This is a genomic window from Stenotrophomonas sp. AS012628, assembly GCF_010608305.1.
Taxonomy (GTDB): domain Bacteria; phylum Pseudomonadota; class Gammaproteobacteria; order Xanthomonadales; family Xanthomonadaceae; genus Stenotrophomonas; species Stenotrophomonas geniculata.
On the sequence record NZ_VMBJ01000061.1, the window covers coordinates 1 to 24096 of the forward strand.

Consider the following 24096-nt stretch of genomic DNA (forward strand, 5'->3'; position numbering starts at 1 on the left):
GGAGCCGGGAGGAACATACAAGCCATGCTCGACTCTACATCCGGCGTCATTCGCGCTTGCGCGACTCCAGCAGGTCCAGGTTGCGGATCAGGCGCCGCGAGATCTCATCGGAGATCACCCCGCGCCGGGTCAACCGGAACAGCTCCTCGCGCTCGGCATTGAGGCCGGCGCTGCGCAGCTGGCGGTAGCCCATTTCCATGCGCCGCACCTTCTCCGGGTCCACGTCGGGCCCCTCGCTGTCGCGCTCCAGGTGGCGCTGGTACAGCAGGCTCACCCGCGACGCGGCGTCGTTGTACAGCTGCACGTTCTCGGTGTTCTGGTTCATCACCAGCTGCTGGCGCATGCGCTCGACCCCGGCCAGCGCCGCCTTCGACGACAGCCGGCGCGCCAGGTCTTCTTCCTTGCGCTCGCCCGAGTCGGCCGGCAGCTGCAGGCCCTTCAGCAGCTGTGGCAGGGCGATGCTGGCGCCCAGCAGCGAGAACAGGATCACCGACGCAGCCAGGAAGATCACCAGGTCACGTGCCGGGAACGCACTGCCATCAGGCAGGAACAGCGGCAGGGTCAGCACGCCGGCCAGGGTGATCGCACCGCGCACACCGGCCACCGAGGTCGCCACCACGATGCGCCAGTTCGGTGCCTCGCCCCGCTCCAGGCCGCGACGGCGCGCGCGCAGCAGGTTCCAGCGCAGCGACAGCCACACCCACAACAGGCGCAGCACCACCAGCGCCAGATTGATCACCACCACATACACCAGCAGCCACCACGCACTCTGGTGGCCGGTCTCGTTCATGGTGGTGGTGGCGCGTTCGACGATGCCTGGCAGCTGCTCGCCCAGCAGCACGAACATGATGCCGTTGAAGCTGAACTGCAGCATGTTCCAGACCCCGGCACGCTGCACGCGCATGCTGCCGGAGACGCGGCCGGTCAGCTCGACATAGCTCATCGCGATACCCGCGGCGACCGCGGCGAGGATGCCGGAGGCGTGGATCTCTTCGGCCAGCAGGTAGGCCGCGAACGGAATGAGCAGGTTGACCAGCATCGCCGCGCCCGGCTCTTCGCCGAAGCGACGCCACAGCCAACGCTGGAAGGTCGATACACCCAGCGTCACCGCCACGCCGACCGCCAATCCCGCCACCGCCACCCACACGAAGGTCAGCGAGGCCGTGGCCAGCGAGAACGTGCCGGTCATCACCGCAGCCACCGCGAACCGGAAGCAGACCAGGCCCGATGCATCGTTGAGCAGCGACTCGCCTTCCAGGATGTGCATCAAGCGCTTGGGAATCGGCGCCTTGGAGGCGATCGCACCCACTGCCACAGGATCGGTCGGCGACACGATCGCCGCCAGCGCGAAGCACACCGCCAGCGGCATCACCGGAATCAGCCAGTGGATCAGGAAGCCTGCGCCGATGACGGTGAACACCACCAGGCCGAAGGCCAGCTCGAGGATCGCGCCCTTGTCGCGGAACAGGCCCTGCTTGGGAATGCGCCAGCCATCCAGGAACAGCAGCGGCGGCAGGAACAGCAGGAAGAACACCTCCGGCTCCAGCGCATGGCCACGGTTGAACACCCCGGCGATCACCGCGCCCAGGCCGATCTGCACCAGCGGCAGCGGCAACGAAAACGGCAGGACGCGAACCAGGTAGCCGCTGGCGACAACGGCTACCAGCATCGCCAGGACGACTTCAATGGTATGCATGCTTCTTCCAGGAAGCGGCGCGGGGGGAGGCTCGGGAGCCAGCGCCGGAAACCCGGAAAAAACTACCACATGCGGCCACGACCGCGACGGCCGGGGCCGCCGCGCGTCAGCCCCGGCTCATGCCCCGTCGAAGCGGTACAGATCCATGGCGAGGAAGCCGGCATCGATGCCGGCGTCGATGCGGCGTGCGCCGAAACCGCCCTCGCCGGCCGCGCCCATCGCGAAGAACAGCGGCAGCAGGTGCTCGTCGGTCGGGTGCGCGCGCTCGGCGAACGGCGCCTGCCGGCGGTAATCCAGCAGCGCCTGGCGGTCGTCGGCGGCCAGGCGCTGCTCCACCCATTCGATGAAGGGCCGCACGTACGGCGCTTCCTTGCCGTCCTGGTAGTCGCCCCAGTCGTGCAGGTTGTGGGTGATGCTGCCGGAGCCGACCAGCAGCACACCCTGTTCGCGCAGCGGCGCCAGCGCGCGGCCCAGCGCGAACTGGTGCTCGGGGCCGAGCAGCGGCTGGATCGACAGCGGCACCACCGGGATGTCGGCCTGCGGGCGCAGCAGCCGCAGCGGCACCCACGCGCCATGGTCGAGGCCACGCTGCGGGTCGAGCGCCACCGGCAGGCCGGCGGCGGCGATGCGGCCGGCCACTTCTTCGGCCAGCGCCGGATCGCCCGGCGCCGGGTACTGCAGTTCGAACAGCGCGCGCGGGAAGCCGCCGAAGTCATGGATCGTCGGCGGCTGCGGATGCGCGCCGACCAGCGGCTGCCGACCCAGCCAGTGCGCCGAGGCCATCACGATGGCGCGCGGCGTCGGCAGGTCGCGCGCCAGCTCGGCCAGGCGCACACCGACCTGGCCCGGATGCAGGGCAGTCATCGGCGAACCATGGGAGATGTACAGCGAAGGCAGGCGGGACATGGAATGCTCCAGTTGCAGGATCAGGCGGCGATCAGCGCGAACGCAGTGTCCACTTGCCATCGCCGACCAGGAACAGCACCACCAGCGCCAGTGCCCAGAACGCCGGGTATTCCCAGCCGCCGCCGGCATTGGCGAAACCGAAACCGTTGGCGCCGTGCACGGTGACGATGGTGCCCAGCAGCAGCGGTACGCCGACCAGGCCCACCCAGCGCGCATAGACGCCCAGCAGCAGCGCGACAGTGATCACCAGCTCGACGCCGATGGTGAGGTAGCCGAGCGCGCCGGGCAGGCCCAGCGACTCGAAGTACGCCGCCGTGCCGGCCGGGGTGAATACCAGCAGCTTGGTCAGCGCATGGGCCAGGAACAGCACGCCCAGGGCCAGGCGCAGCAGGGTGGCGCCATACGGCGCCAGCGGCGAAACAGGAGCGGTCGTGGTGTGCATGGCAAAGCACCTTGAAGGGAGTGGGCACAGGTTATTGCGCCTTCACGGACTGATAAATACGATCGATTGACCGTATTTATTTCAAAAGGCGCAACAATGGATACCCTCGAGGCGATGCGCGTGTTCGTGGCGGTGGTCGAGCGCAATGGCTTCAGCGCCGCCGCCCAGGCTCTGGACATGTCCACTGCCGGCGTCACCCGCCAGGTCGCCGCGCTGGAAAAGCGCCTGTCCACCCGCCTGCTCCACCGCACCACGCGCCGGGTCAGCCCGACCAGTGCCGGCGCCGCCTACTACGCCCAGTGCGTGCGCCTGCTGGCCGAGTTCGACGCGCTGGAGGCCAGCATCGGTGCGCAGGCGCTGGAGCCCTCGGGCACGCTGCGCATCAACGCGCCGGTCAGCTGGGGCATTGCTCGCCTCGGCCCGTTGCTGGCCAGCTACCGCGAACGCTTCCCGCAGGTGGAACTGGACCTGGCCCTGTCCGACCGCCTGGTGGACATGGTCGAGGAAGGCTACGACGTGGCCATCCGCATCACCCGCGAGCCCGGCCCCACGCTGATCGCACGCCGCCTGGGCGAATCGCGGGTGAGCCTGTGCGCCGCGCCGGCCTACCTGGCCGCACGCGGCACCCCGCAGACCCCACAGGACCTGCAGGCGCACGCGTGCCTGAGCTACAGCTACTGGGCCGCCGGCAACAACTGGCCGCTGCAGGGGCCCGGCGGTGAGGTGAAGGTGGCGGTGAGCAGCCTGCTGCACGCCAACAACGGCGACGTGCTGCGCGAAGCCGCGATTGCTGGCATGGGCGTGATCCTGCAGCCGGATTTCCTGCTGGAAGACGCGCTGGCCGATGGTCGCCTGGTGCGCATCCTGCCGGAGTGGGAGGCCTCGCCGATCGGCATCTTCGCGGTCTACACCAGCCGCAGCCACCTGGCACCGAAGGTGCGCAGTTTCATCGACCATCTGGTGGAAAGCGGGGTGTAGACGAGTCTGGTGTTTGCCGGCCAGCGACCGGCAAATCCGAGATCCGCTCAGGCAGCGACTTCGTCCAGCGCATCGATGATCCGTTCCAGCGGTGCCGGCCGCCCCAGCAGGTAACCCTGCACCTGGTCGCAGCCGTGCGCGGCCAGCCAGTCCAGCTGCCCCGGCGTTTCCACGCCCTCGGCGATGATGGTCAGGCCCATGCTGTGGCCCAGCGACAACAGCGCGCGGCAGATCGAGGCATTGCGCGGATTGGTTTCCACGTCGGCGACGAAGCTGCGGTCGATCTTCAGGATGTCCAGCGGCAGGTGCTGCAGGTAGGACATGCTGGAATAGCCGGTGCCGAAATCATCCAGCGACACGCTGATGCCCTGCTCGTGCAGGCGCTGCATGGTCTGCATCGCCTGCGCCGGCTTGCGCATCAGGCTGCTCTCGGTCAGCTCCACGTGCAGGGCACCGCGGGCCAGGCCGAAGTCCTGCTGCGCACGGGTGAATTCGGCCACCAGGTCGCTGTTGAAGAACTGCACCGCCGATACATTGACCGCGATCGGCAGCTCGCCCCAACCGGCCTCGACCAGCCGGCGCTGCGCTTTCGCCGCCGCGCGGATCACCCAGCGGCCCAGCGCCAGGATCAGCCCGGTCTCCTCGCACAGCTGGATGAACTCGTTGGGCGGGATGAAGCTGCCGTCGGCCTGCGGCCAGCGCAGCAGCGCCTCCAAGGCGGCCGGGGTGCCATCGCTGGCATGCCGGATCGGCTGGAAATAGAGCTGGAATTCGTTGTCGATGGCGGCATGGATGCGCCCGGCCAGGCGCAGCCGGTCGGCCAGCCGAGTGGTCACCGCCGCGTCGAACCAGACCACCACGTTGCCCTCGGCGCGTGCCGCGTGCGCGGCCTGCGCGGCCATGCCGATCACCTGCTCGGCACTGTGGCCGTCACCGGCGGTGTGCACGGCCACGCCGATGCGCGGTTCGAACTGGTGCAGTGAATCCTTGCCGCGCATCGGCGCCGACACGATCTGCAGCAGGTCGTCCAGCACGCGCTGGGTATCGTGCTCGGCACCGATGGCCAGCACGAAGTCCTCGGCTGGCTGGAAGGCCAGCGTGCCACAGCGCGCGCCCAGGCCACCGAGCCGGGTCGCCATCGACTGCAGCACCGCATCGCCGATCTCGCGGCCCAGCGTATCGGCCACCAGCTGCAGGCCGCGCAGCTGCACGAAGGCGATGGTGTAACCCTGTTCCTGCTCATCCAGCTGTTCGGTCAGGGCGCGCACGTTGAGCAGGCCAGTGGCCGGGTTGTGCCGTGCCCGATAGGCCAGGTCACGCTCGTAGGCCAGCCGTTCGCTGACATCCTCGGCCAGCACGAGGCACGCCGGCTGTCCGTCGAAATCGAGTTTGGACAGGTGTGCGCGGACCTCGAACACGCTGCCATCCTTGCGCCGGTGCAGGCGCACGGTCGCGTCCGGAGGATCGCCCACCTGTGCGCGCTGGATGGCACCACGCACTTCGTCCCAGCCTTCGCGCGGGCGGATGTCGAGGATGCTCATCGCCAGGAACTCGTCGCGGCTGTAGCCGTACTGGCGCACCGCAGCGTCGTTGACCTCGATGAAGCGCAGCGTATCCGGGTCGAACACCCAGAACGGTGCAGGATTGCGGTCGAACAGCAGCCGGAAGCGCCGTTCCACTTCGCTCACCTGCTCGCGCGCCTGGTAACGCTCGCTCAGGTCGGTCAGCGCGCCGATCATGCGCCGCTCGCTGTCGGCCACTTCCACCCGCTGCCCACGCGCGCCCACCCAGCGCACCTCGCCCCCGGGCAATACCAAGCGGAACACCTGGTCGAGCACGGCGCCGCCGGCGAATGCCTGGTCAAAGGCATGCTGCAGGCGCGCGGCATCGTCGCGGTGCACGCGTGCGAAGAAATCGGCCACCGGCAGCGCATCGGTCTGCACGCCAAAGATCTCGCGCGCCAGCGGCGACCAGCGCAGCAATGCGGCGTCCTCATCCACGTACCAGGTACAGACACGACCGACCTGGTGCGCAAGACGCAGCTCGGCGTGGCCTGTTTTCAGCTCCTCGGCCATCGCCTGCTGGCTGCGGGTGCTGCGCCGCACGGCGTACAGCAGCACCAGCAACACCGCGATGTAAGCCAGTACGATCGCCACCGACGCCTGCAGGTACGGCCACCACGGCGCCAGTACGTCTTCGTCGGCCAGGCCGACCTGCACCGCCAGCGGGCTGTGTTCCAGCGTGCTGATGGTCATGATGCGCGGTACGCCGTCGACCACACCCGGCACGCTGCCCAGCTCGACCACCGCCTGCGTGCCGAGCAGGTCACGGCGCGGCAGGCCGTAGCGGCGACCCACCGTGCCGTGCGGATCAGGCACGCGGGCCAGCATGTAACCCTCGGCATCGCTGATCGAGACCAGTCCGTTGGGGCCGACATCGAGGCCGCCGACGATGCGCTGCAGTTCGCCACAGCGCAGCCGTGCCAGCAGCCAGCGTTCGCCGGCCATCGGCAGCGCCAGCGGCACCACCCAGCCGCCGTCGCTGGCCCGCTGCGGCGGGCCGATGTACAGGGCGCTGCCCTGGCCACGACGCTGCGGGTCGGTCCACAGCGGCAGCTGCAGGTCGCCCTCGCCGGCCGTCAACGGTCGGCCATGGCGGTCGAGCACGGCGATGCTGTGCAGTTCGGCATGCCGGCCCAGCACCCCGCCGATGGAGGCATCCATCAAGGCCGGCGCCTGCGCGGGCACGCTGCGGAACAGCTCGGCGGCGTCGGCGGCGATGCCGGACATGGCCCGCTCCAGGTTGCGCAGTTCCAGCGCCAGCAGGCGCTCGCTGCCCACCGCCAGCGCCCGGCTCTGCCGCTGTGCCGCTTCCAGGCGGCGGTGGTAGTCATTGACCAGCATGAGGGTCAGGCCGGTTACCAGCAGCACGCCCAGCAGCACCCCGCCCCAGGTAATGGCGCGCAGCGGCCGGGCCAACGCCCGTTTCAGCGCGGGCATCGGTTGGTCTTCCTTGTGCAGTCGGCTGGCTTCATGCGCGAACGAATCCTCCACGTCCCCGACCTCAACGGCCGGCGGACGCCATTCTTGACGCCTGACCCCACCCCGCATGGCCACCTCCCCGTGTCCGCGCAGGGTTCCCGGGCCCAGCATGCACCACCCCGGTGACGGCGTGAAGATCGCTTCCGCGCGTTCAGCCAGATCCCGCACAGGGCAGGTGCCACAACGGGAGGGCCAGCCGGGGCGGAGCGGATTAGACTTGGGGTTTTCCGCTGCAAGAGAAGTCCATGTCCAAGCTGCGCCGTCCCACCCTGGCACTGGCCATTGTTGCCAGCCTGTCCCTGGCCGCCTGCGACCGCCCGGCCGATCCGGCCGCTGGCACCGCCAAGCCCGCCGATGTCGCGCCCGCTGCGGCCAAGCCGATGCTGGGCAGCTTCGGCTTCGATGCCAGCGGCATGGACCGCAGCATCAACGCGGGTGACGACTTCTTCGGCTTCGCCAACGGCACCTGGGTGAAGAACACCGAGATCCCGGCCGACCGCTCGCGCTTCGGCAGCTTCAACGTCATCGCCGAGAAGACCCTGGCCGACACCCGCGCCATTCTTGAAGGCGCCGCCGGCAACACCCAGGCCAGCGGTGACGACAAGCTGATCGGCGACTATTACGCAGCTTACATGGACGAGGCCGGCATCGAGCAGCACGGCATTGCGCCGGTACAGCCGCAGCTGAAGGCGATCGACGCGATCGCCGACAAGGCCGGCCTGGCCCGTGCCCTGGGCGGCGACGTGCGCGCCGACGTCGACCTGCTCAATGCGACCAACTTCTACACCGACCGCCTGTTCGGCCTGTGGGTGTCGGTGGACCTGCTGCAGCCGGACCGCAACGCGCCGTACCTGGTGCAGGGCGGTCTGGGCATGCCCGACCGCGACTTCTACCTGGGCGGTGGCCGCATGGCCGAGCTGCGCAAGCAGTACCAGGCCTACATCGCACAGATGCTGCAGCTGGCCGGCGTCGCCGATCCGGCGGGCAAGGCACAGCGCATTCTCGCGCTGGAAACGAAGATCGCGCAGGCGCACGCCACCCAGGAAGAAACCAATGACGTGACCAAGGGTGCCAATCCGTGGACCCAGGCCGACTTCAATGCCAAGGCGCCGGGCATGGACTGGAGCGCCTTCCTCGACGCGGCCGCACTGGGCAAGCAGCAGGACTTCATCGTCTGGCAGCCCAAGGCCGTGGCCGGCCTGTCCAAGCTGGTCGCCACCGAGCCGCTGGATGCCTGGAAGGACTACCTGGCCTTCCACGCGCTGGACCGCGCCGCTGCCTACCTGCCGAAGAAGTTCGCCGATGCCCGCTTCGCCTTCCACGGCACCGCGCTGAGCGGCACGCCGCAGCAGAGCGACCGCTGGAAGCGTGCGGTGGACGACGCCAACCATGCCGTCGGCGAAGCGATCGGCAAGCGTTACGTCGAGAAGCACTTCGACGCCAGGACCAAGGAACGCGCGGACGAGATGGCGAAGAACATCATCGCCGCCTTCGCCAAACGCATCGACGCGCTCGCATGGATGTCGCCGCAGACCAAGGCCAGCGCCAAGGCCAAGGTGGCCGGCCTGACCGTGGGCATGGGTTACCCGGAAAAGTGGCGTGATTACACCGGCCTGGAGATCCGCCGTGATGACGCGCTGGGCAATGCGCAGCGCGCCGAACTGTTCGAGTACCAGCGCAACATCGCCAAGCTGGGCAAGGCGGTCGACCACAGCGAGTGGGCGATGCTGCCGCAGACCATCAACGCGATGAACGTGCCGCTGGAGAACCGCCTGGTGTTCCCGGCCGCGATCCTGCAGCCGCCGTTCTTCGACGGTGCCGCCGACGACGCGGTGAACTACGGTGCGATCGGCGCAGTGATCGGCCACGAGATCAGCCACGGCTTCGACAACGCCGGCGCGCTGTTCGACGAAACCGGCAAGCTGCACAACTGGTGGACCGCCGAGGACCTGAAGCAGTTCAACGCCGCCGGTGATGCGCTGGCCGCGCAGTTCAGCAGCTACGAGCCGTTCCCGGGCGTGCATGTGAACGGCAAGCTGACCCTGGGCGAAAACATCGCCGACGTGGCCGGCCTGGGTACCGCCTACGACGCCTACCAGCTGTCGCTGCAGGGCAAGCCGGGCCAGACCCTGGAGGGCTTCACCCCGGACCAGCGCTTCTTCCTCGGCTTCGCCCAGGCGTGGCGCAGCAAGAGCCGCGAGCAGGCGCTGCGCAACTCGCTGCTGACCGATGTGCATGCACCGGGCCAGTTCCGCGCTCTCACCGTGCGCAACATCGACGCCTGGTACCCGGCGTTTGAAGTGAAGGAAGGCCAGAAGCTGTACCTGGCCCCGGACAAGCGGGTCAAGGTGTGGTGATGTAATGGGAACGGGCGCCGCAAGGCGCCCGTTTCACTTGCGGGTAGCTGCCAACCTTGGTTGGCGCTTCCGCGGCACCGCGAAAAGCGTGCCAACCAAGGTTGGCACCTACCAGGCAACCGCGGGCCACTCGCGCAGGATCTCCACCGGCGCGCCCATGCGTGCACAGGCGCGGCTGGCGAGGCCGTCGGGCAGCGCACGGCGGAACAGCGGCGCCATGCCCTGCATCAGCTTCGCAGACGCCGCAGCCTGGGCGCGCTGACGGCCACTGCGTGCAAGCATGCCTTCGGCCCAGTCCGGCAGCAGCGCCGCGCCTGCACCCAGGAACACTTCGCGCGACAGCCCCGGCACCGGTACCGGCAGGCGCACGCCGGACAACACCTCCAGCACTTCGCGCGAGCGCTCATCCACGCGCAGTTCCGGTTGCCGCGCGCAGAAGTACGCCGCCACTTCTGCCTCACTGCGCGGTACATCCACCGCGCCCAGTGCCTCGGCCACGCAGCGGTACTCCTCGTAGTAGCGGTCGGCGATGTGCGCCGGCACCTCGCGCCCGTAGCGTCGGAACCCCTGCAGGAAACCGAAGGCTTCGGTCACGTGCACCCAGGTCAGCAACTGCGGATCGTCGGCGGCGTAGGGCTCGCCCTGCGCGGTCTGGCCGCGGATCTGCGCATGGATGCGGCGCACCCTGGCCACCAGCGCCTCCACCTCGCCGCTGGGCGCATAGCTGGTCCCGGCAACGAAGGCCGTGGTGCGGCGCAGCCGACCCACCAGGTCCTGGCGGAAATTGGAGTGGTCATAGACCCCGGCCAGCGCGCGTGGGTGCAGGGTCTGCAGCATCAGCGCGCACAGGCCACCGGCGAGCATCGAGGGAAATTCGGCGTGCAGCCGCCAGGTGACGCTGTCCGGGCCGAACCAGCCCGGATCGCCCTGCGGATGGTCGTAGTCGATACCACTCTGGCCGCGCGGGAAGGCGTCCAGTACCCAGCGTCGGATCGGCGCCGTGACGGGGCGGGAGAGTCGCTGCAGCAAAGCCGGCATCACAGGTCCAGGAGAGGCGGAAGAACAGTCGCGTCTTGCGCGGTTGGCTCCGATTCTCGGCGATCACGCCTCCGGCGGCGAGCCTCCCCGCTCAGCGACGGTTTCATGTGCGGTCGCAGCACGTTTCACCCTGCGACATCCTGTCGCAGGCCGTGACTGCGATGCTGCATCGCATCAATTTTCACTCCCACCGGTCAAACCCTTGCGCCGCCTGGCATTGCCCCCATTGCACGGCTCGCTGGAAGTGCTAGAACTGGATCCGCCACACCGTCCAATGCTGATCGACGCACGTTCCACAAGGAGCCAGCCATGATTGCCTTGTTCAAGGGTTTGGGAATTCTGCTTCGCGACAACGAGCTCTACAGCAGCCCGTTCGACAAACAGGTGGCGCACTGGCGCAACCTCAGCGAGCAGCAGATCCGCGATGAAGTGGCTGTGCTGGCCCAGGCCAAGTGCCAGTGGCTGATCGCCTCGATCGTCGGCTGGCAGGCGGCCTCGCTGCTGATCCTGGGCCTGATCGCCAACTACCTGTGGCGCGACGACTTCCATATCACCTTCACCCGCGTGGTGATCGTGTTCGGCTCGTGGGTGTCGATCCTGTTCGTGATCTGGTTCATGGCCAACATGTTCGATCAGCAGGCCGGCTTCGAGCGCTGGATGAAGGCGTTCAACAGCCGCGCCCGCATCAGTTCCAAGGCCGACAGCGTCGAGCACGTGGCCGAGGCGCTTGACCTGGCCGAGCACTATCCGGAAGTGCTGGACTACAAGCAGGCGGTCACCGCCAAACGCGAGCTGCGCCACGAGGACATCCGCATCATGACCGAGATCGGGCGCATGAAGCAGCACTCCGAACTGGTCGGCCGCCTGAACCATGTGGGCGAGAACGAGCACCACCACGACCTGACACTGCAGCCTGCCTACTGACCCTTCAGGGAAGCGGGGGGACCCACACTGCCACCGTGATCACTCACGGTGGCAGTGTTCTATCGGGTCCTGGCTGACGCACTGGTGGAAGCCGCTGGGCAGGTCACGCATCGCCTCGGTCTTCCCCACCGCCACGGCAAACCGGCGCAATGGTGGCGTCGCACACGCGGCGTCGTTACTGCACGCTGGGTCCAGCACCAGGTAGTGGCATTGGCCACTACTGCTGGCGATGCACTGGAACCGTGCCTCGCCGTCGACCACGCTGCCCTTGCTGTAAAGCGTGTCCACGCCGTTGGCATGGGTGCGGGTGATCGAGGTGTTGCTGGATTTCTCACAGCCGGCCAACGACAACGCAGCGATGCAGGCAAACAGGAACAGGCGCATGGTGCCTCCAGGATGCGGCTACATGCCGCGGAACAGGCTCATGAAAGGTTGGCTGACCACCAGCGTCTCCGTGCGCCCACGCAGGCGCAGCACGCCGCGCCCGGTATCGTCGCGGCTGACCGCCGCCACCGCCTTCATGTTGACGATGGTCGAGCGATGGATCTGGCGGAAATGCTGCGGGTCGAGCACTTCCAGCAGTTCGCGCAGCGGCGTGCGCAACAGGCTCTCGCCGGCAGCGGTCACCACGGTGGTGTACTTGTTGTCGGCACGGAAGTAGGCCACGTCTTCCAGCATGATCAGCTGCGTCTCGCGGCCGTTGCTGGCGGTGATCCAGGCCAATGGCGGGCGCTCTGCCGCACCCTGCGATGGCCCCAGGCGCCGCAGCAGGCGCTCGAGTACGGCATCGTCCTGGCGCGTTGATGGCAGCCGCGACAGAATGCGTTCGCGGGTGGCCAGCAGGCGCTCGTCGCTGACCGGCTTCAGCAGGTAATCCATCGCGCCCTGCTCGAACGCGTCGATGGCGTACTGGTCGTAGGCGGTGACGAACACCACCTGGGTGCGCGGGCTCAGCTCGGACAGCGAACGGGCTACTTCAATGCCACTGATGCCGGGCATGCGAATGTCGAGGAAGGCGATGTCCGGCTGCTTCTCGGCCAGCTGCTCCAGTGCACTGGCGCCATCCTCGCACTCGGCCACCAGCTTCAGGTCCGGCCACAACCGGCCCAGCTGCTCGACCAGCGACTGCCGCAGCAGTTCCTCGTCTTCGGCAATGAGCGCCTCAAGCGGCATGGCTGCGCTCCTTGTTCGACTGCGGCAGGGTCATGGTTGCGGCCACGCCGCTGGGGAAGTTGGCGACGATCGCCACGCCGGCCTGCTCACCGCAGGTCAGGCGCAGGCGCTCGCGCAGGTTCTTCAGGCCGATGCCGGTACCGCTGGTGCCCTGGCCGAAGCCGAGGCCATCATCGGCCACCGTCACCGTCACATGGTCATCGAAGCCACGCGCCAGGATCCAGATCGTGCCACCGCCGGGCTTGGGTTCCAGGCCATGCTTGATCGCGTTCTCCACCAGCGTCTGCAGCGCCATCGCCGGCAGCTGCACGCCGTGCAGCTCGTTCGGCACCTGCACCTCCACCCCCAGCCGTGCGCCCATGCGGATACGCAGGATCTCCAGGTAGGCACGGGTACGCTCCAGCTCCACGCCCAGCGTGGACAGCGATTCGTCCACCTGTGGCAACGAGCTGCGCAGGTACTGGATCAGGTGGCCCAGCATCTGGTCGGCACGTGCCGGATCGGTGCGGGTCAGCACCTGCGCGTTGGCCAGCGTGTTGTAGAGGAAGTGCGGTTCCACCTGCGCATGCAGCAGATTCAACCGGGCCACCGACAGTTCCTTTTCCACCTGGGTCTGCTCGGCCGCGGCCTGCTCGTCGCGACGTTGGTCGGCAACACGGCGGCTGATCGCGCGGGTGACCGCTTCGGCGTTCTCGAAGTTGCTGCCCTCATCCAGCGCCAGCAGGTCGGCCCACCAGCCGGCATCCGGTTCAAACAGCAGAGTGACGGTACTGGTGCCCTGCCCCGGCGTGACCGTCGCCAGCACGCTGTTGCGCTTGATCGCCAGCCGAGCCGGCAGATTCCAGCGCGACGGCTGGCGGCCGTTCCAGGCATCCACGCGGCGCACGTAGGCCCGTACCTGCAGGCTGCCGGCCGAACTTTCCACGTCTTCAACGCGCGGCAGTTCGGCGATGGCCGCTTCCACCACCGAGAATGCCTGGCCGGCATCCATCGGCAGTTCCACCTGGCGGCGCTGGCGGCCGGAGAGCGTGGTCGAATCCAGCCGGCCGGCGACCAGCCAGACGCGGCGTACATGGGTAATCGCGCTGCCCAGCGCGGAAATCATCAGGAACATCGCCAGCAGGCCGAAGATCCAGCCCGGGCCATCGTTCATGCCGCTGAAGATGCCGCTCCAGACCATGCCGGCGACAAACAGCGCCGCAGCCCAGGCCAGCAGGTGACGAAGCAGGAGAGAGAGGCTGGCAAACACGGCGGCGCCTTGGAGGAAGGGGGTGAGCCGAGCATAGGGCGGCCCACCGGGCAAACAAGCGGGCTGCGACGAAGGGCCAGAAAGCGGGGATGGAAGCCGTTACGGAAACGCCGGGCATGGCCCGGCGTTTCCGGGTGGGGGCAATGCCGGCCAGCGGCCGGCACTACCGAACGCCGTTATTTGCGCTGGTCGGCGCTGGCGTCACGCACGGCGCGGAACGACTCGTCCCTGCTCCAGTTCGGCCAGCTGCGCGAATTGGCCAGCTGGTTGCCCAGCGTGTACAGCACTTCCAGGTCGCGGGCGGCACCGGCGAACAGCCAGTCCGGTTGCCATTCGTCGCCCTGCTGGTGGTAACGCTTGGCGGTGTAGTCCTCGGAGGCCTTCTTGCCCGCGGCCACGCCGCCATCCACCCAGTCCTGGCCGGCCGACCAGGACAGCGCCGGCACGCCACGCTTGGCGAACGGGAAGTGATCGGAGCGGAAGAACAGACCGGCTTCCGGCTTCGGGTCCGGCGTGTAGCGGATGTCCCAGCCCTTGGCCACGTCCTTCAGCTGGTCCAGCAGCTCGAAGCGCGCCGCGCCGTAGATGCCGAAATCACGCGACGGCCCGAACGGTGCCATGCCATCCATGTTGATCACCGCCACGGTCTTTTCCAGCGGGTACAGCGGATGGGTGGCGTAGTACTCCGAACCCAGCAGGCCCTTTTCCTCGGCGGTGACCGCCAGGAACAGCACCGAGCGCTCGGGGCGCTTGGCCTTGGCGAAGCCGCGCGCCAGTTCGATCAGCGATGCGGTGCCACTGGCGTTGTCCAGTGCGCCATTGAAGATCCGGTCGCCACGCGCGTCCGGCTCGCCCACGCCGATGTGGTCCCAGTGCGCGCTGTAGACGATGGTCTCGTCCGGGTGGCGGCTGCCTTCCAGGCGCGCGGCCACGTTGTGCGAGGTGATCACTTCGGTCTTCACCGCGTACTTCGCGTCCAGGCTGGCGCCGGTCAGCGGCACCGGGGTGAAGTCGCGCTGCTGCGCCTTCTTCTTCAGCGCTTCGAAGTCCTGCCCGGCCGAGCGGAACAGCTCCACGGCCAGGTCGCGCTGGATCCAGCCTTCCAGCAGCGGGTGGCTGTCGGCCGGGTTGTCACGCACCACGTCGAACATGGTGTTGGTGTTGGAGCCGGCCACGGTGGCCCAGCCGTACGACGCCGGTGCGGTCTCGTGCACGATCAGCACGCCCAGCGCGCCCTGGCGGGCACCTTCTTCGTACTTGTAGGTCCAACGGCCGTAGTAGGTCATGCCCTTGCCGTCGAAGTCGCCCTGGCCGGTCTCGAAGTCCGGGTCGTTGATCAGCACGACGGCGATCTTGCCCTTCAGGTCCACGCCCTTGAAGTCGTCCCAGTTGCGCTCCGGGGCCTTCACGCCGTAGCCGAGGAACACCAGCGGCGCCTTGCTGATATCGACGTTGCTGGCGCCGTTCATGGCGGCGCGCACGGCGATCTGCTTGCCCTGCTCCAGCGCAACGGTCTTGCCGCCCTGATGCAGCGCCAGCTGCGGTGTGCCGACGATGTCGCCCTTGCGCAGCGGCACGGCCTGGGTCCACAGGCGCTTGCCATCCTTGAGGTCACCGCCCGGCTGCAGGCCGGCATCGGCGAACTGCTTGCTGAGGAAGGCGATGGTCTTCTCTTCGCCGGCGGTGGCCGGGGAGCGGCCTTCGTAGGCGTCGGAGGCCAGTTCCTTGACGTCGGCGGAGATCCGCGCGCCGTCGAATTTCGGGGTGGCGGCCATCAGTGCGCTCGACACTGACAAGGCCAGCAGGCCCAGTGCTACTCGCTTCATTGCTCTCTCCAGCAGGGAAATCTCTCTGGAGTGTAATGGGATTCGGCAGGGCTGCGCCCTGCACCTGCCGATGCCAGGGCAGCAGCCAAAGCCAAAGCCAAAGCAACAGCGGCATCCCGTGGGATGGCGGGGTGGATCCGGTTGCGGGGGACGCCGTAAATACGTCCTTGTAGGCTCGGTCGCCGCATCCATGCGGCTCACGCCCCCGCAACCGGACCCACCCCGCCTTCGACAGATTTCTGCTGCTGTTGGTAGGTGTCGACCTTGGTCGACACGGACGGAAACAAGAAGGGGTCAGAGTCCTTTCCCTGCGGGAAAGGGCTCTGACCCCATCTGTGTGTTGCTTGAGCCTGTTACCAGTTCGGGTCTTCGGCCGGGGCCGCCGCGGCCTTGGGCTTCGGCTTGGCGGCCGGGCGTGCGGCAGCTGCGGGAGCGGCCGAGGCGGTCGCGCCTGCGGCGGCCGTTGCCGGCTTGCTGCCCAGCTTCTGGCGCAGTTCGATCTGGCCCGGGCGGAAGCCGCCGCGCATCGCGTCGACGCCGTCTTCGATGGTGCCGTAGGAGGTCTGTGCGGCCACGCGGTCGATGCGGATGGTGCAGCACGGGTGTTCGCTGCGGCCCAGCGAGCGGCCGGTCTGCGGGTCCTTCAGTTCTTCGCCCAGGCGCACGGCCTGCCAGCGCTGGCCAGCCTGCAGCGTTTCGCCGCCCTGGCTCAGTACCACCTGGTCGCCGTCCACCGAGACCACCGACACCGGAAACAGCGTGGTGACGATGGTGGTGCCGATCTGGCCGGACAGCGACTCCATCATCGCCGCCGCCATGTTGCGACCGTTGACCACGCGCGGCAGGGTGCTGGGGCCGGTCGAGGCCAGCTGGTGGTCGAAGCTGTCGGACATCACCACCTGGCCGGTGGTGGCGTTGATCAGGCGCAGGGTGATGCGCCCGCCACCGGAGTACGAGGTCACCTGGCGGTCGGACATGCGCAGGTTGCGCACGCTGCGCGGGTACTCGAAACGTTCGATGGTAGGGATCAGGATCAGGTCGGTCGCCAGCTGCTGGCCCACGCGTGCGGTGTCCTGCAGTCGCACGTTGCCGCTGTTGATGTGGTCGATCTCGGCCTGCAGCTCGTCACCAAACTCGCGGTCCAGCACGATGAAGCGCTGGGTCTGGGTCAGCGTGTCGGACAGGCGTGCGCGGATCGCGTCGGCCACTTCGTCCGCGTCCACGCGGCCGTCGCCCACGGCGTAGCTGCCGGCCTTGGTGCGCGGCAGTGCAACCACGATCTTCGGCTTGCCCTGCTCGTCCGGTGCACGGTACTGGGCGATCTGTGCGCGCACGCGCACCTTCCAGTAGCTGCGCATGCTGCGATGGGTCACATCGGAATCGTAGGAGCTGGCGCCACGCTTGGCATCAACACTCACCTTCTCGTCGTAGCTTTGCTTGACACTGGCCGAGGCCGAACCGCCCTTGGCCGAGGCTTCGCCGGACGCACTGGCCGACGCCGAGCCCTTGAAGCTCCAGCCTTCGTCGCTGGCGCGCACGCGGGCGATGGTTTCCTCGTCCAGCTGCCGCACTTCTTCCTGCGACAGGATTTCATAGCCCAGCACCGCGCCCTGCGAGCCGGCGATCATCTGCTGGGTGAACGCGTCGGCGCGGATATCGCCGACGTGTTCGTCATCCACATCCACATGCAGGCCTGCACGCAGGCTCTGCATCTGGCTGGCCACGCGTACGCCGTTGACCTGCGCCACCGCCGACTGCAATGCCGCCAGCACCGCCAGTTCCGGGGTGCTGCCGATGCCGTCGGCTTCGCGCGCGACCTGGGTGGTGCCGCCGAAATCCGGCGTGCCACGCAGGGGCGCTGCTTCCACGGGCGCATTGCTGGCCAGTGCACTGGTTGCCTTGTCCTTGGCGGGCGCGGCGGCCGGGGTGTCCTGCTTGCCACAGGCTGCAAGCAGCGTGGCAGCCAGGCCCAGGCCGATCAAACGGTAGGTCATACGCATGGAGATTCGCCTCGGATCAGAGCTTGTCGAGCATCGAATCGGCGTTGGATGGCACCTTCACCTTGCTCTTCTTGGCGAAGGTCACGGCCGACTTGGTCGAGCCGTACAGGCCCTGGATGAAGCCCGGCGATTCCTTGGCCACCCATGCACCTGCCGCCAGCTTGCGGCCGACGGTGGCCAGCTGGGTCGCGCCCAGGTTCTTCATGCCGGCGGTGAAGTTGCTGGCTTCGCCACCCAGCTTCTGTGCTTCGGCCGCCGAGGACAGCAGCGAGACCAGGCCTTCGGCGTAGTGCTGCTTGGATTCAGCGTTCAGTTCCGGCTGTGCGGCCTGGCGCTCGTTGATCGCCGCCTGCGCCGCTTCGCTGACCGACACCGACTTCTTCATCGCATCGACGCTGACCGAACCCGACGACAGCGCCTGGCGCTCGGCTTCCAACAGCTGCACCTGCTCGGCCAGGCCGAAGGCGCGGGCGAACGAGGTCTGGGCCTGCAGCGAGTGCGACTGCGAGGTAACGAAACGACGCACCAGCGCTTCCTGCGCGGCTTCGTCCGGAGCGGCGGCGCTGGAGGCGCTGCTGCTGGAGGTACCGGTGGCGGCACCGGCCAGGTCCTTCAGCTTGCCCAGGCCAGCGTGGGCCGGCATCGACAGGGTGGCGGCAGCGATGGCCACGACAAGAGCGGTAGTGCGGATCATGGGATTTCCTTTATGAGAGAGACGGCCGCAGCGCGGCACGCGAGATCGGGGATGGCAGCGAGTCAGTGCCGAGCAAGCTCGGCACCCACCAGAGCCGGTAGCGCCGGGCCATGCCCGGCGAGCGCAGCGGTAACGTCAGCGGACCGCCTTGACGTTCAGTTCGTTGATCATCTGCTGGGCAGCCTTTTCAGCCGCCAGCTGCAGCGCGTTGGTACGGGCGACGGTTTCGTTCGGACCGGTACCGGAGAACTGCACCGGGCCCACCGACGACACGGTGCGCGGGAAACGACCGGTCACGTCCAGCACCTTGCCGGTGACCGTGACGAACACGCGGGTGTTGCCGCTGGCCGGATCGCGGTCGCGCATGCCGACGTCGAGGGTGCCGACGGCGATGTACGGAATGTTGGCCGCACGGATGCCGTTGGCGGTGTCACGCAGGGTGGCCGGAGCCAGGTCGTTGCCGGTGCTGAAGTCCTTGCGGATGCGCTCGATGCTGAGCAGGCCGCGCGACTCGCCTTCCACGTATTCGGCTTCGACCACTTCGTAGCCGGCGGCGCTGAAGGCACCGGTCATCGCGGTGTTCACTTCGGCCGCGTTGGCCACCTTCCAGCTGATGTTGTCGCTGCGCTGGGTGGTGCTGCCACCACTGGTGACCGACATCGAACCGTTCTGGTTGATGCTGCCGTTGGTGCTGACCGAGTTGCCGCGGAAGCTGTCGCCTTCACGGGTGTTCTCGCTGTAGCTGCTGCTGGCGTCGACGCGGCGGTATTCCTTGTCCTGGAACGACTGCACGGTGTCCTGCGAGCGCGCCATGAACAGGAAGGTCAGCAGCGAACGCTGGGCGGCGGTGGCACCGGCCACGGCCGAACCTGCATCCAGCTTGGTCTGCAGCAGGGTAGTGTTGATCTCGGCGCGGACGGTGACGGTGTAGGTCTTGGCCTTCTTGTCTTCGGTGTCCGACAGCTGCACGGCACTGAGCACGTAGCGGTCGATCTCGCCGATGAACTCGGCGCGGCGCGCTTCGAACAGGCGCAGCTTGGCCGCACCGGTTTCGGCAATGTACGCCTCCAGTGCATTGACCTTGGCCTTGTTCAGGGCCTGGGCACGGGTGTCGGCACTCAGGCGCAGGCCGTAGCTGGCCGAACCAGTACCGCGCGAACTGGCGGTCTGCGCAGCGACCGGCGAGGCCACCACCAGGGCGATGAGGATGAGCAGGATGGTACGCATCAACGACATGACTTGATCAACTCCTGGAGGGCTTGGGTCTGCTGCTGCAACGGGCGGCCGCCCGGCTTCTGTTCGTCCAGCCAGCCGCGCGAATCGGCGCGCTTGGCGGCGGCGCCGGCGAAGGCATCGAGGCCCGCCAGCAGGGTTTCGTAGCTGGCCGACCACTGGTCGACCTGCCACTGCGTGACCGGCACCACCTTGGTGGCCCCCTTGCGCAGCGGCTGTTCGAAATAGACCTTGCCGGAGAACGGCTCGGTCACCTTGGCGGTGAAGAACGCGCCGAACAGCATCGTCTTCATCGCCGGGGTTTCTTCGATCACGCCGTTCTTCAACGCATCCACCTGCAGGTTGATGACGTAGTCCGGCTCGGGAATCTTCAGCTGGTAGACCTTGCCGTCGGCAAAGCGCGCCGCCATCGCACCACCGATCGCCTGGCCCGAGGCCGGCGGCAACAGGCCGACGCCGGTATTGGACGACAGCGTCTTGGACAGTTCGTGGGCCAGCGTGGCACGCAGCGGGGCGTCCCACCTCGGGTCGGGCAGCTTGGCGCGGACCGCGTCGGACAGGGTTACGCCACCGACCTGCAGGCGACGCACGGCGGCATCGGGCAGCTTGGCCTGGGCGAGGCTGGCGGCCAGCACCTGCGACAGGCTGGTATCGGCACTGCCGTACAGGAGATCGGCAACGATCGCGTCGATATCGTCGTTGTCCGGCCGGTAATCCTGCACGTCGATGCGCTGCAGGGTCAGCGGATAGGACGCGATCACCTGGCGCTCGCGGAAGTCGAAGAACAGCGCCTGCAGCGCCACTTCCACCAGCACCTTGTACTGGTCACCGATCGGCTCGACCGAGACCAGTTCGCGGTCCAGTGCCGCGGCCAGCACGGTCGCGCTGGTGGTGCCGTCGAGCATCGCCACCGGCTGGTCGATCAGCTGCAGGTGGGCCGGGGTGCGGCGCTTGAGCGACTGTGCCAGCGCCTGGTTCAACGGAATCAGGCCGCGCTGTTCCAGCACCGCATGCGCATGCGGCGTGGTCGCCTGCACGGCGGCGGCATCAGCGGTGTAGGCAAAACCGGCCCAATAGGCCTGCTGTGATTTGTCTGCCGCCTGCACGGCCATCGGCCATACGGCCAGGCACAGGGCACAGGCAAGCAGGCGCGCAAAAGCGCGCGATGCGCTCTTCGTCCTTGAATACATCCAACCGCTCCTCGGTCAATACGCATGGAAAGTGGACGCTGACGCGTCCGCTGGGCGCGAAACATAACGGCTCACGGGGCTGCCGACAAGTGCTGCCTTCGTCGGGGTCACTCCGCGGGAGGCAGACCAGCCCGTTGCCGCAGCAGGCCGCGCTCTGCCTGGTTCTGGCTGAGTCTGGCGGCTTCCGCAAAAGCGTGACGTGCGTCCAAGTCGCGTCCCAACGCCTGTAGTAGCTCCCCGTGCACCACCTGCAGCGGCGCGTACTCGCGCAGTCGCGCGTCCACCAGCAACGGCTGCAGCTGCGCCCAGGCCACGAAGGCACCGTCGCTGCGCAGTATCGCCACCACGCGGTTCAATGCGACAACTGGCGAGGGCTGCACCTGCAACAGCTGCGTATAGAGCGTTGCGATGCGCGGCCAGTCGGTATCTTCGGGACGCCGCGCCGCCGCATGGCACGCTGCGATGCGCGCCTGCAGCACATAGGGATCGTCGCCGCCACCGGCGGCCAGCGCGCGCGCCAGCACCTGCTGCCCGCGTTCAATCTGCAGCCAGTCCCAGCGCGCGCGGTTCTGTTGGTCCAGCAGCACCGGCACGCCCTGCGCATCGGTCCGTGCTGCGGCACGCGAGGCCTGCAGCTCCATCAGCGCCAGCAGGCCCAGCACCGGCGGCACCGGCAGCCGGTGCGCCAGAATGCGCGCGAGTCGCAGCGCCTCGTCGCACAGCGCCGGACGCATCCAGTCGTCACCGGCACTGGCCGCATAGCCTTCGTTGAAGACCAGGTAAATCGCCTCCAGCACTGAAGCCAGCCGCTCGGGCATCGCCTCTGCGCGCGGCACTTCATAGGGCACCTGCTTCTGCGCCAGGGTGCGTTTGGCGCGCACGATGCGTTGGGCGATGGTCGGCTCGGGCTGCAGGAAGGCGCGGGCGATCTCGGTCGTGGTCAGGCCACCGAGCAGGCGCAGGGTCAGTGCCACCCGCGCATCGGCCGGCAACACCGGGTGGCAGGCCACGAACATCAGGCGCAGCAGGTCGTCCCCCAGGTCATCTTCCAGCGCCTGGCTGTCATCCGGCGCTGGCAGGGGTGCCGGATGCAGTTCCTCACCCCATTGCGCATGCTGCTGCGCCACGCGCTGGTGCTGGCGCAGCACATCGATGGCACGGTTGCGCGCAGTGGTCATCAGCCAGGCTCCGGGATTGTCCGGGATGCCCTGCTCCGGCCAGCGCTCCAGCGCGGCCAGCCAGGTGTCCTGGGCCAGCTCCTCGGCGCGGCCGACATCGCCCCCGAGCAGCCGCGCCAGGCGCGCGATCAACACCGGCGACTCCATCCGCCAGAGGGTTTCCAGACGCTGCGTCAGTGCGGGATCGAGCATGCGCCGATCACAGCACGCACGCCCGGCCCGCACAAGCGCCATGGCTCACGCTTCGACGATGGGCTTGAAGCCGCCCCAGAACATGCGCTTGGTATCGAACGGCATGTCCTTCGGGCCCAGCGACGCCAGCCGCGGGTCGGCCATCACTCTGGCGTTGATGCGGTCGCGTGCCGCACGCGAGCGGAACACCACGAAGGCGACGATCACCGTTTCACCGGGCCTGGCTTTCACCGCGCGCGGGAATGACGTGCTTTTGCCCGGTTCCACGTCGTCGGCCACGCACTCCATGTACTGCAGCGCGCCATGGTCCTTCCACACCGCGCCGGCCTTGCGGGCAAGGCGGCGGTAGGCCGCCACCTTGTCCTGCGGGCACGGCAGCACGTAAGCATCCACGTAAGCCATGAGGATTCTCCCTTGCGGCGGCCGTCAGCCCGGCTCGCCGTCCATGTGTGCGATTTCCCAGAGATGGCCATCCAGGTCCTGGAAGGCACGCTGGTACATGAAGCCCAGGTCGCGCGCCGGCTGCGGCTCGCTGGCGCCGGCGGCCAGTGCCTTGTCCACCAGCACATCAACGGCCTCGCGACTGGGCGCCGAGAGCGCATTGATCACTTCCGTGTGGGTGTGCGCATCGGCAATCGGCTTGTTGGTGAACTGCTGGAAAAAAGGTTGGGTCAGCAGCATCACGTAGATGCTCTCGCTGATGACCATGCCAGCCGCATCGTCATTGGTATAGGTTGGATTGAAGCTGTAGCCCAGCGCGGTGAAGAACGCCTTGGACTTCTCCAGATCCTGCACGGGCAGGTTGACGAAGATCATCTGCGGTTGTGGTGCACTCATTGGTAACGCTCCTTGTGGATGAAGAGGAAAGAGGGAGGGATCAGGGCTGCTTCATGCAGTTGACCATCCACGGCTTGCCGTAGCGATCAATCAGCATGCCCCAGCGGTGCGCCCAGAACGTTTCGGCGATCGGCATCTGCACCTGGCCACCTTCGGCCAGCGCCGCGAACACGCGTTCGGCTTCTTCGATGCTTTCGACATCGACATTGATGGTGGTCGAGCCGCCCTCGCCACCGCCGGGGCCATCGGCCGCCATCACGATGGCGCTGCCGATTTCCAGCTGGCTGTGCGCAACGTGGTCGAGGGTTTCCGGCGGCATCTCGTTGCAGCCTGGCGAGCCATCGGAGGGCGGCATGTCGCGGTACTTCATTTCCGACGTGACCTGGCCACCGAGTGCCTTGGCGTAGAACGCCATCGCCTCATGGGCCTGGCCGCTGAAGCCGAGGAAGGGAATCAGTTTCATGGCAATACTCCGTTGTGCGGTTCAGGCAGTAGTGCCGGGTCCTGCCCGGCAGGGAGATGAATCGGGTCAACCTTCCAGCTGTGCACGCAGACGCTGTTCCTGCTGCTGTAAGTCGGGGGTGAAGGCTTCACCGAAGTCTTCGGCGGTGATCAGCGGGCGCAGTTCCAGCGTGCCGCCACTGCCGAACGGCGCGCGGCTGGCCCACTCGACAGCTTCCTCCAGCGACCGCACGTCCCACAGCCAGAAGCCGGCGATCTGTTCGCTGGCGGGACCGAACGGACCGGCCTCGACCCTGGGTGCGCCACTGCCGAAGTGAATGCGGCGACCGCGCTGGGTGGCGTGCAGGCCTTCACCGGCCAGCATGATGCCGGCGGCCACCAGTTGTTCGTTGAAGGCGCCCATTTCGGACAGTTCCTGTTCGCTGGGCATGCGGCCGGCTTCGGAGTCGGCGTTGGCCTTCACGATCACCATCACTTTCATTGCAGTCTCCCGTGGGGACGCGTGGTGCGTGCCCTTCACTGGGTACAACGAACCAGGGGGCTGGGAATCGACACGTCTGTTGGAAATTTTTTCTTCCGTGGAAGGCGCGCCTTCGGCGGGAGTCGGCGAACGGCGGAGCCCCTCCGTGGTGGGTTGGGTTGGTCGCTGAAAGCTGGCTTCCTGCGGATGGGCCGGGCGG

21 protein-coding genes are annotated in these 24096 nt (G+C 67.7%); 3 read left to right on the forward strand and 18 right to left on the reverse strand.

Features of this window, described 5'->3' with window-relative positions; all coding sequences use genetic code 11:
* Positions 1 to 46 precede the first annotated feature (46 nt).
* The 3 genes from G5A07_RS19525 to G5A07_RS19535 form a co-directional block, all read right to left on the reverse strand.
* Positions 47 to 1696, reverse strand: a complete 1650-nt coding sequence (locus G5A07_RS19525; protein WP_010484128.1) for a Na+/H+ antiporter — start codon at positions 1694 to 1696, stop codon at positions 47 to 49.
* 117 nt (positions 1697 to 1813) lie between these two features.
* Positions 1814 to 2602, reverse strand: a complete 789-nt coding sequence (locus G5A07_RS19530; RefSeq protein WP_099560191.1) for a class III extradiol ring-cleavage dioxygenase — start codon at positions 2600 to 2602, stop codon at positions 1814 to 1816.
* A 31-nt stretch (positions 2603 to 2633) separates the two neighbouring features.
* Complete coding sequence (locus G5A07_RS19535; RefSeq protein ID WP_049435172.1) at positions 2634 to 3044, reverse strand: DoxX family protein; 411 nt, start codon at positions 3042 to 3044, stop codon at positions 2634 to 2636.
* 96 nt (positions 3045 to 3140) lie between these two features.
* On the opposite strand from G5A07_RS19535, the gene G5A07_RS19540 reads away from it, so the two are divergent.
* Entirely contained in the window at positions 3141 to 4022 is an 882-nt protein-coding gene (locus G5A07_RS19540; protein WP_054170894.1) for a LysR family transcriptional regulator, read from the forward strand.
* Between the two features lie 47 nt (positions 4023 to 4069).
* On the opposite strand, the gene G5A07_RS19545 is transcribed toward G5A07_RS19540, so the two are convergent.
* Positions 4070 to 7132, reverse strand: coding sequence for an EAL domain-containing protein (locus G5A07_RS19545; RefSeq protein ID WP_191863863.1), 3063 nt, complete (start codon positions 7130 to 7132; stop codon positions 4070 to 4072).
* Positions 7133 to 7308: 176 nt separating this feature from the next.
* Between G5A07_RS19545 and G5A07_RS19550 the strand changes: the two genes are divergently transcribed.
* Positions 7309 to 9420 carry a M13 family metallopeptidase gene (locus tag G5A07_RS19550; protein WP_049435174.1) on the forward strand — a complete coding sequence of 704 codons (2112 nt, stop codon included), beginning with the start codon at positions 7309 to 7311 and terminating at the stop codon, positions 9418 to 9420.
* 108 nt (positions 9421 to 9528) lie between these two features.
* Here G5A07_RS19550 and G5A07_RS19555 read toward each other — a convergent pair whose 3' ends face one another.
* Positions 9529 to 10458, reverse strand: coding sequence for an oxygenase MpaB family protein (locus tag G5A07_RS19555; protein WP_049410417.1), 930 nt, complete (start codon positions 10456 to 10458; stop codon positions 9529 to 9531).
* A 309-nt stretch (positions 10459 to 10767) separates the two neighbouring features.
* Between G5A07_RS19555 and G5A07_RS19560 the strand changes: the two genes are divergently transcribed.
* On the forward strand, positions 10768 to 11382 hold the full coding sequence (locus G5A07_RS19560) for a hypothetical protein (RefSeq protein WP_010484135.1): 615 nt from the start codon (positions 10768 to 10770) through the stop codon (positions 11380 to 11382).
* A 39-nt stretch (positions 11383 to 11421) separates the two neighbouring features.
* Here the strand turns inward: G5A07_RS19560 and G5A07_RS19565 are convergent, their stop codons facing one another.
* From G5A07_RS19565 to G5A07_RS19625, 13 genes are all read right to left on the reverse strand, one after another.
* Entirely contained in the window at positions 11422 to 11766 is a 345-nt protein-coding gene (locus tag G5A07_RS19565; protein WP_109814946.1) for a hypothetical protein, read from the reverse strand.
* An 18-nt stretch (positions 11767 to 11784) separates the two neighbouring features.
* On the reverse strand, positions 11785 to 12555 hold the full coding sequence (locus G5A07_RS19570) for a LytTR family DNA-binding domain-containing protein (RefSeq protein ID WP_010484137.1): 771 nt from the start codon (positions 12553 to 12555) through the stop codon (positions 11785 to 11787).
* Positions 12545 to 13804, reverse strand: coding sequence for a histidine kinase (locus tag G5A07_RS19575; protein ID WP_043398922.1), 1260 nt, complete (start codon positions 13802 to 13804; stop codon positions 12545 to 12547). Before G5A07_RS19575 ends, G5A07_RS19570 begins: the two co-directional genes overlap by 11 nt.
* Positions 13805 to 13980: 176 nt before the next feature.
* On the reverse strand, positions 13981 to 15630 hold the full coding sequence (locus G5A07_RS19580) for a M28 family metallopeptidase (RefSeq protein ID WP_191863864.1): 1650 nt from the start codon (positions 15628 to 15630) through the stop codon (positions 13981 to 13983).
* 353 nt (positions 15631 to 15983) lie between these two features.
* Positions 15984 to 17630, reverse strand: coding sequence for a CsgG/HfaB family protein (locus G5A07_RS19585; RefSeq protein WP_100447564.1), 1647 nt, complete (start codon positions 17628 to 17630; stop codon positions 15984 to 15986).
* A gap of 16 nt (positions 17631 to 17646) precedes the next feature.
* Positions 17647 to 18324, reverse strand: a complete 678-nt coding sequence (locus tag G5A07_RS19590) for a hypothetical protein (protein WP_019337988.1) — start codon at positions 18322 to 18324, stop codon at positions 17647 to 17649.
* Between the two features lie 135 nt (positions 18325 to 18459).
* The gene (locus G5A07_RS19595; RefSeq protein WP_019337987.1) at positions 18460 to 19560 is read right to left on the reverse strand and encodes a hypothetical protein; all 1101 of its coding nucleotides are present in this window, start codon (positions 19558 to 19560) and stop codon (positions 18460 to 18462) included.
* A complete protein-coding gene (locus G5A07_RS19600; RefSeq protein WP_191863865.1) occupies positions 19551 to 20747 on the reverse strand; it encodes a hypothetical protein in 1197 nt (398 codons plus the stop codon). The genes G5A07_RS19595 and G5A07_RS19600 overlap by 10 nt, the downstream gene beginning before the upstream one ends.
* A gap of 107 nt (positions 20748 to 20854) precedes the next feature.
* Positions 20855 to 22117, reverse strand: coding sequence for a sigma-70 family RNA polymerase sigma factor (locus G5A07_RS19605; RefSeq protein WP_191863866.1), 1263 nt, complete (start codon positions 22115 to 22117; stop codon positions 20855 to 20857).
* 45 nt (positions 22118 to 22162) lie between these two features.
* Positions 22163 to 22519 (reverse strand): DUF1428 domain-containing protein, encoded by a 357-nt coding sequence (locus tag G5A07_RS19610; RefSeq protein WP_019660895.1) that lies wholly within the window; start codon positions 22517 to 22519, stop codon positions 22163 to 22165.
* A 24-nt stretch (positions 22520 to 22543) separates the two neighbouring features.
* Entirely contained in the window at positions 22544 to 22954 is a 411-nt protein-coding gene (locus G5A07_RS19615) for a VOC family protein (RefSeq protein WP_191863867.1), read from the reverse strand.
* A gap of 40 nt (positions 22955 to 22994) precedes the next feature.
* Complete coding sequence (locus G5A07_RS19620; RefSeq protein WP_191863868.1) at positions 22995 to 23417, reverse strand: VOC family protein; 423 nt, start codon at positions 23415 to 23417, stop codon at positions 22995 to 22997.
* Positions 23418 to 23483: 66 nt separating this feature from the next.
* Positions 23484 to 23897, reverse strand: coding sequence for a YciI family protein (locus tag G5A07_RS19625; protein ID WP_043403334.1), 414 nt, complete (start codon positions 23895 to 23897; stop codon positions 23484 to 23486).
* Positions 23898 to 24096 lie beyond the last annotated feature (199 nt).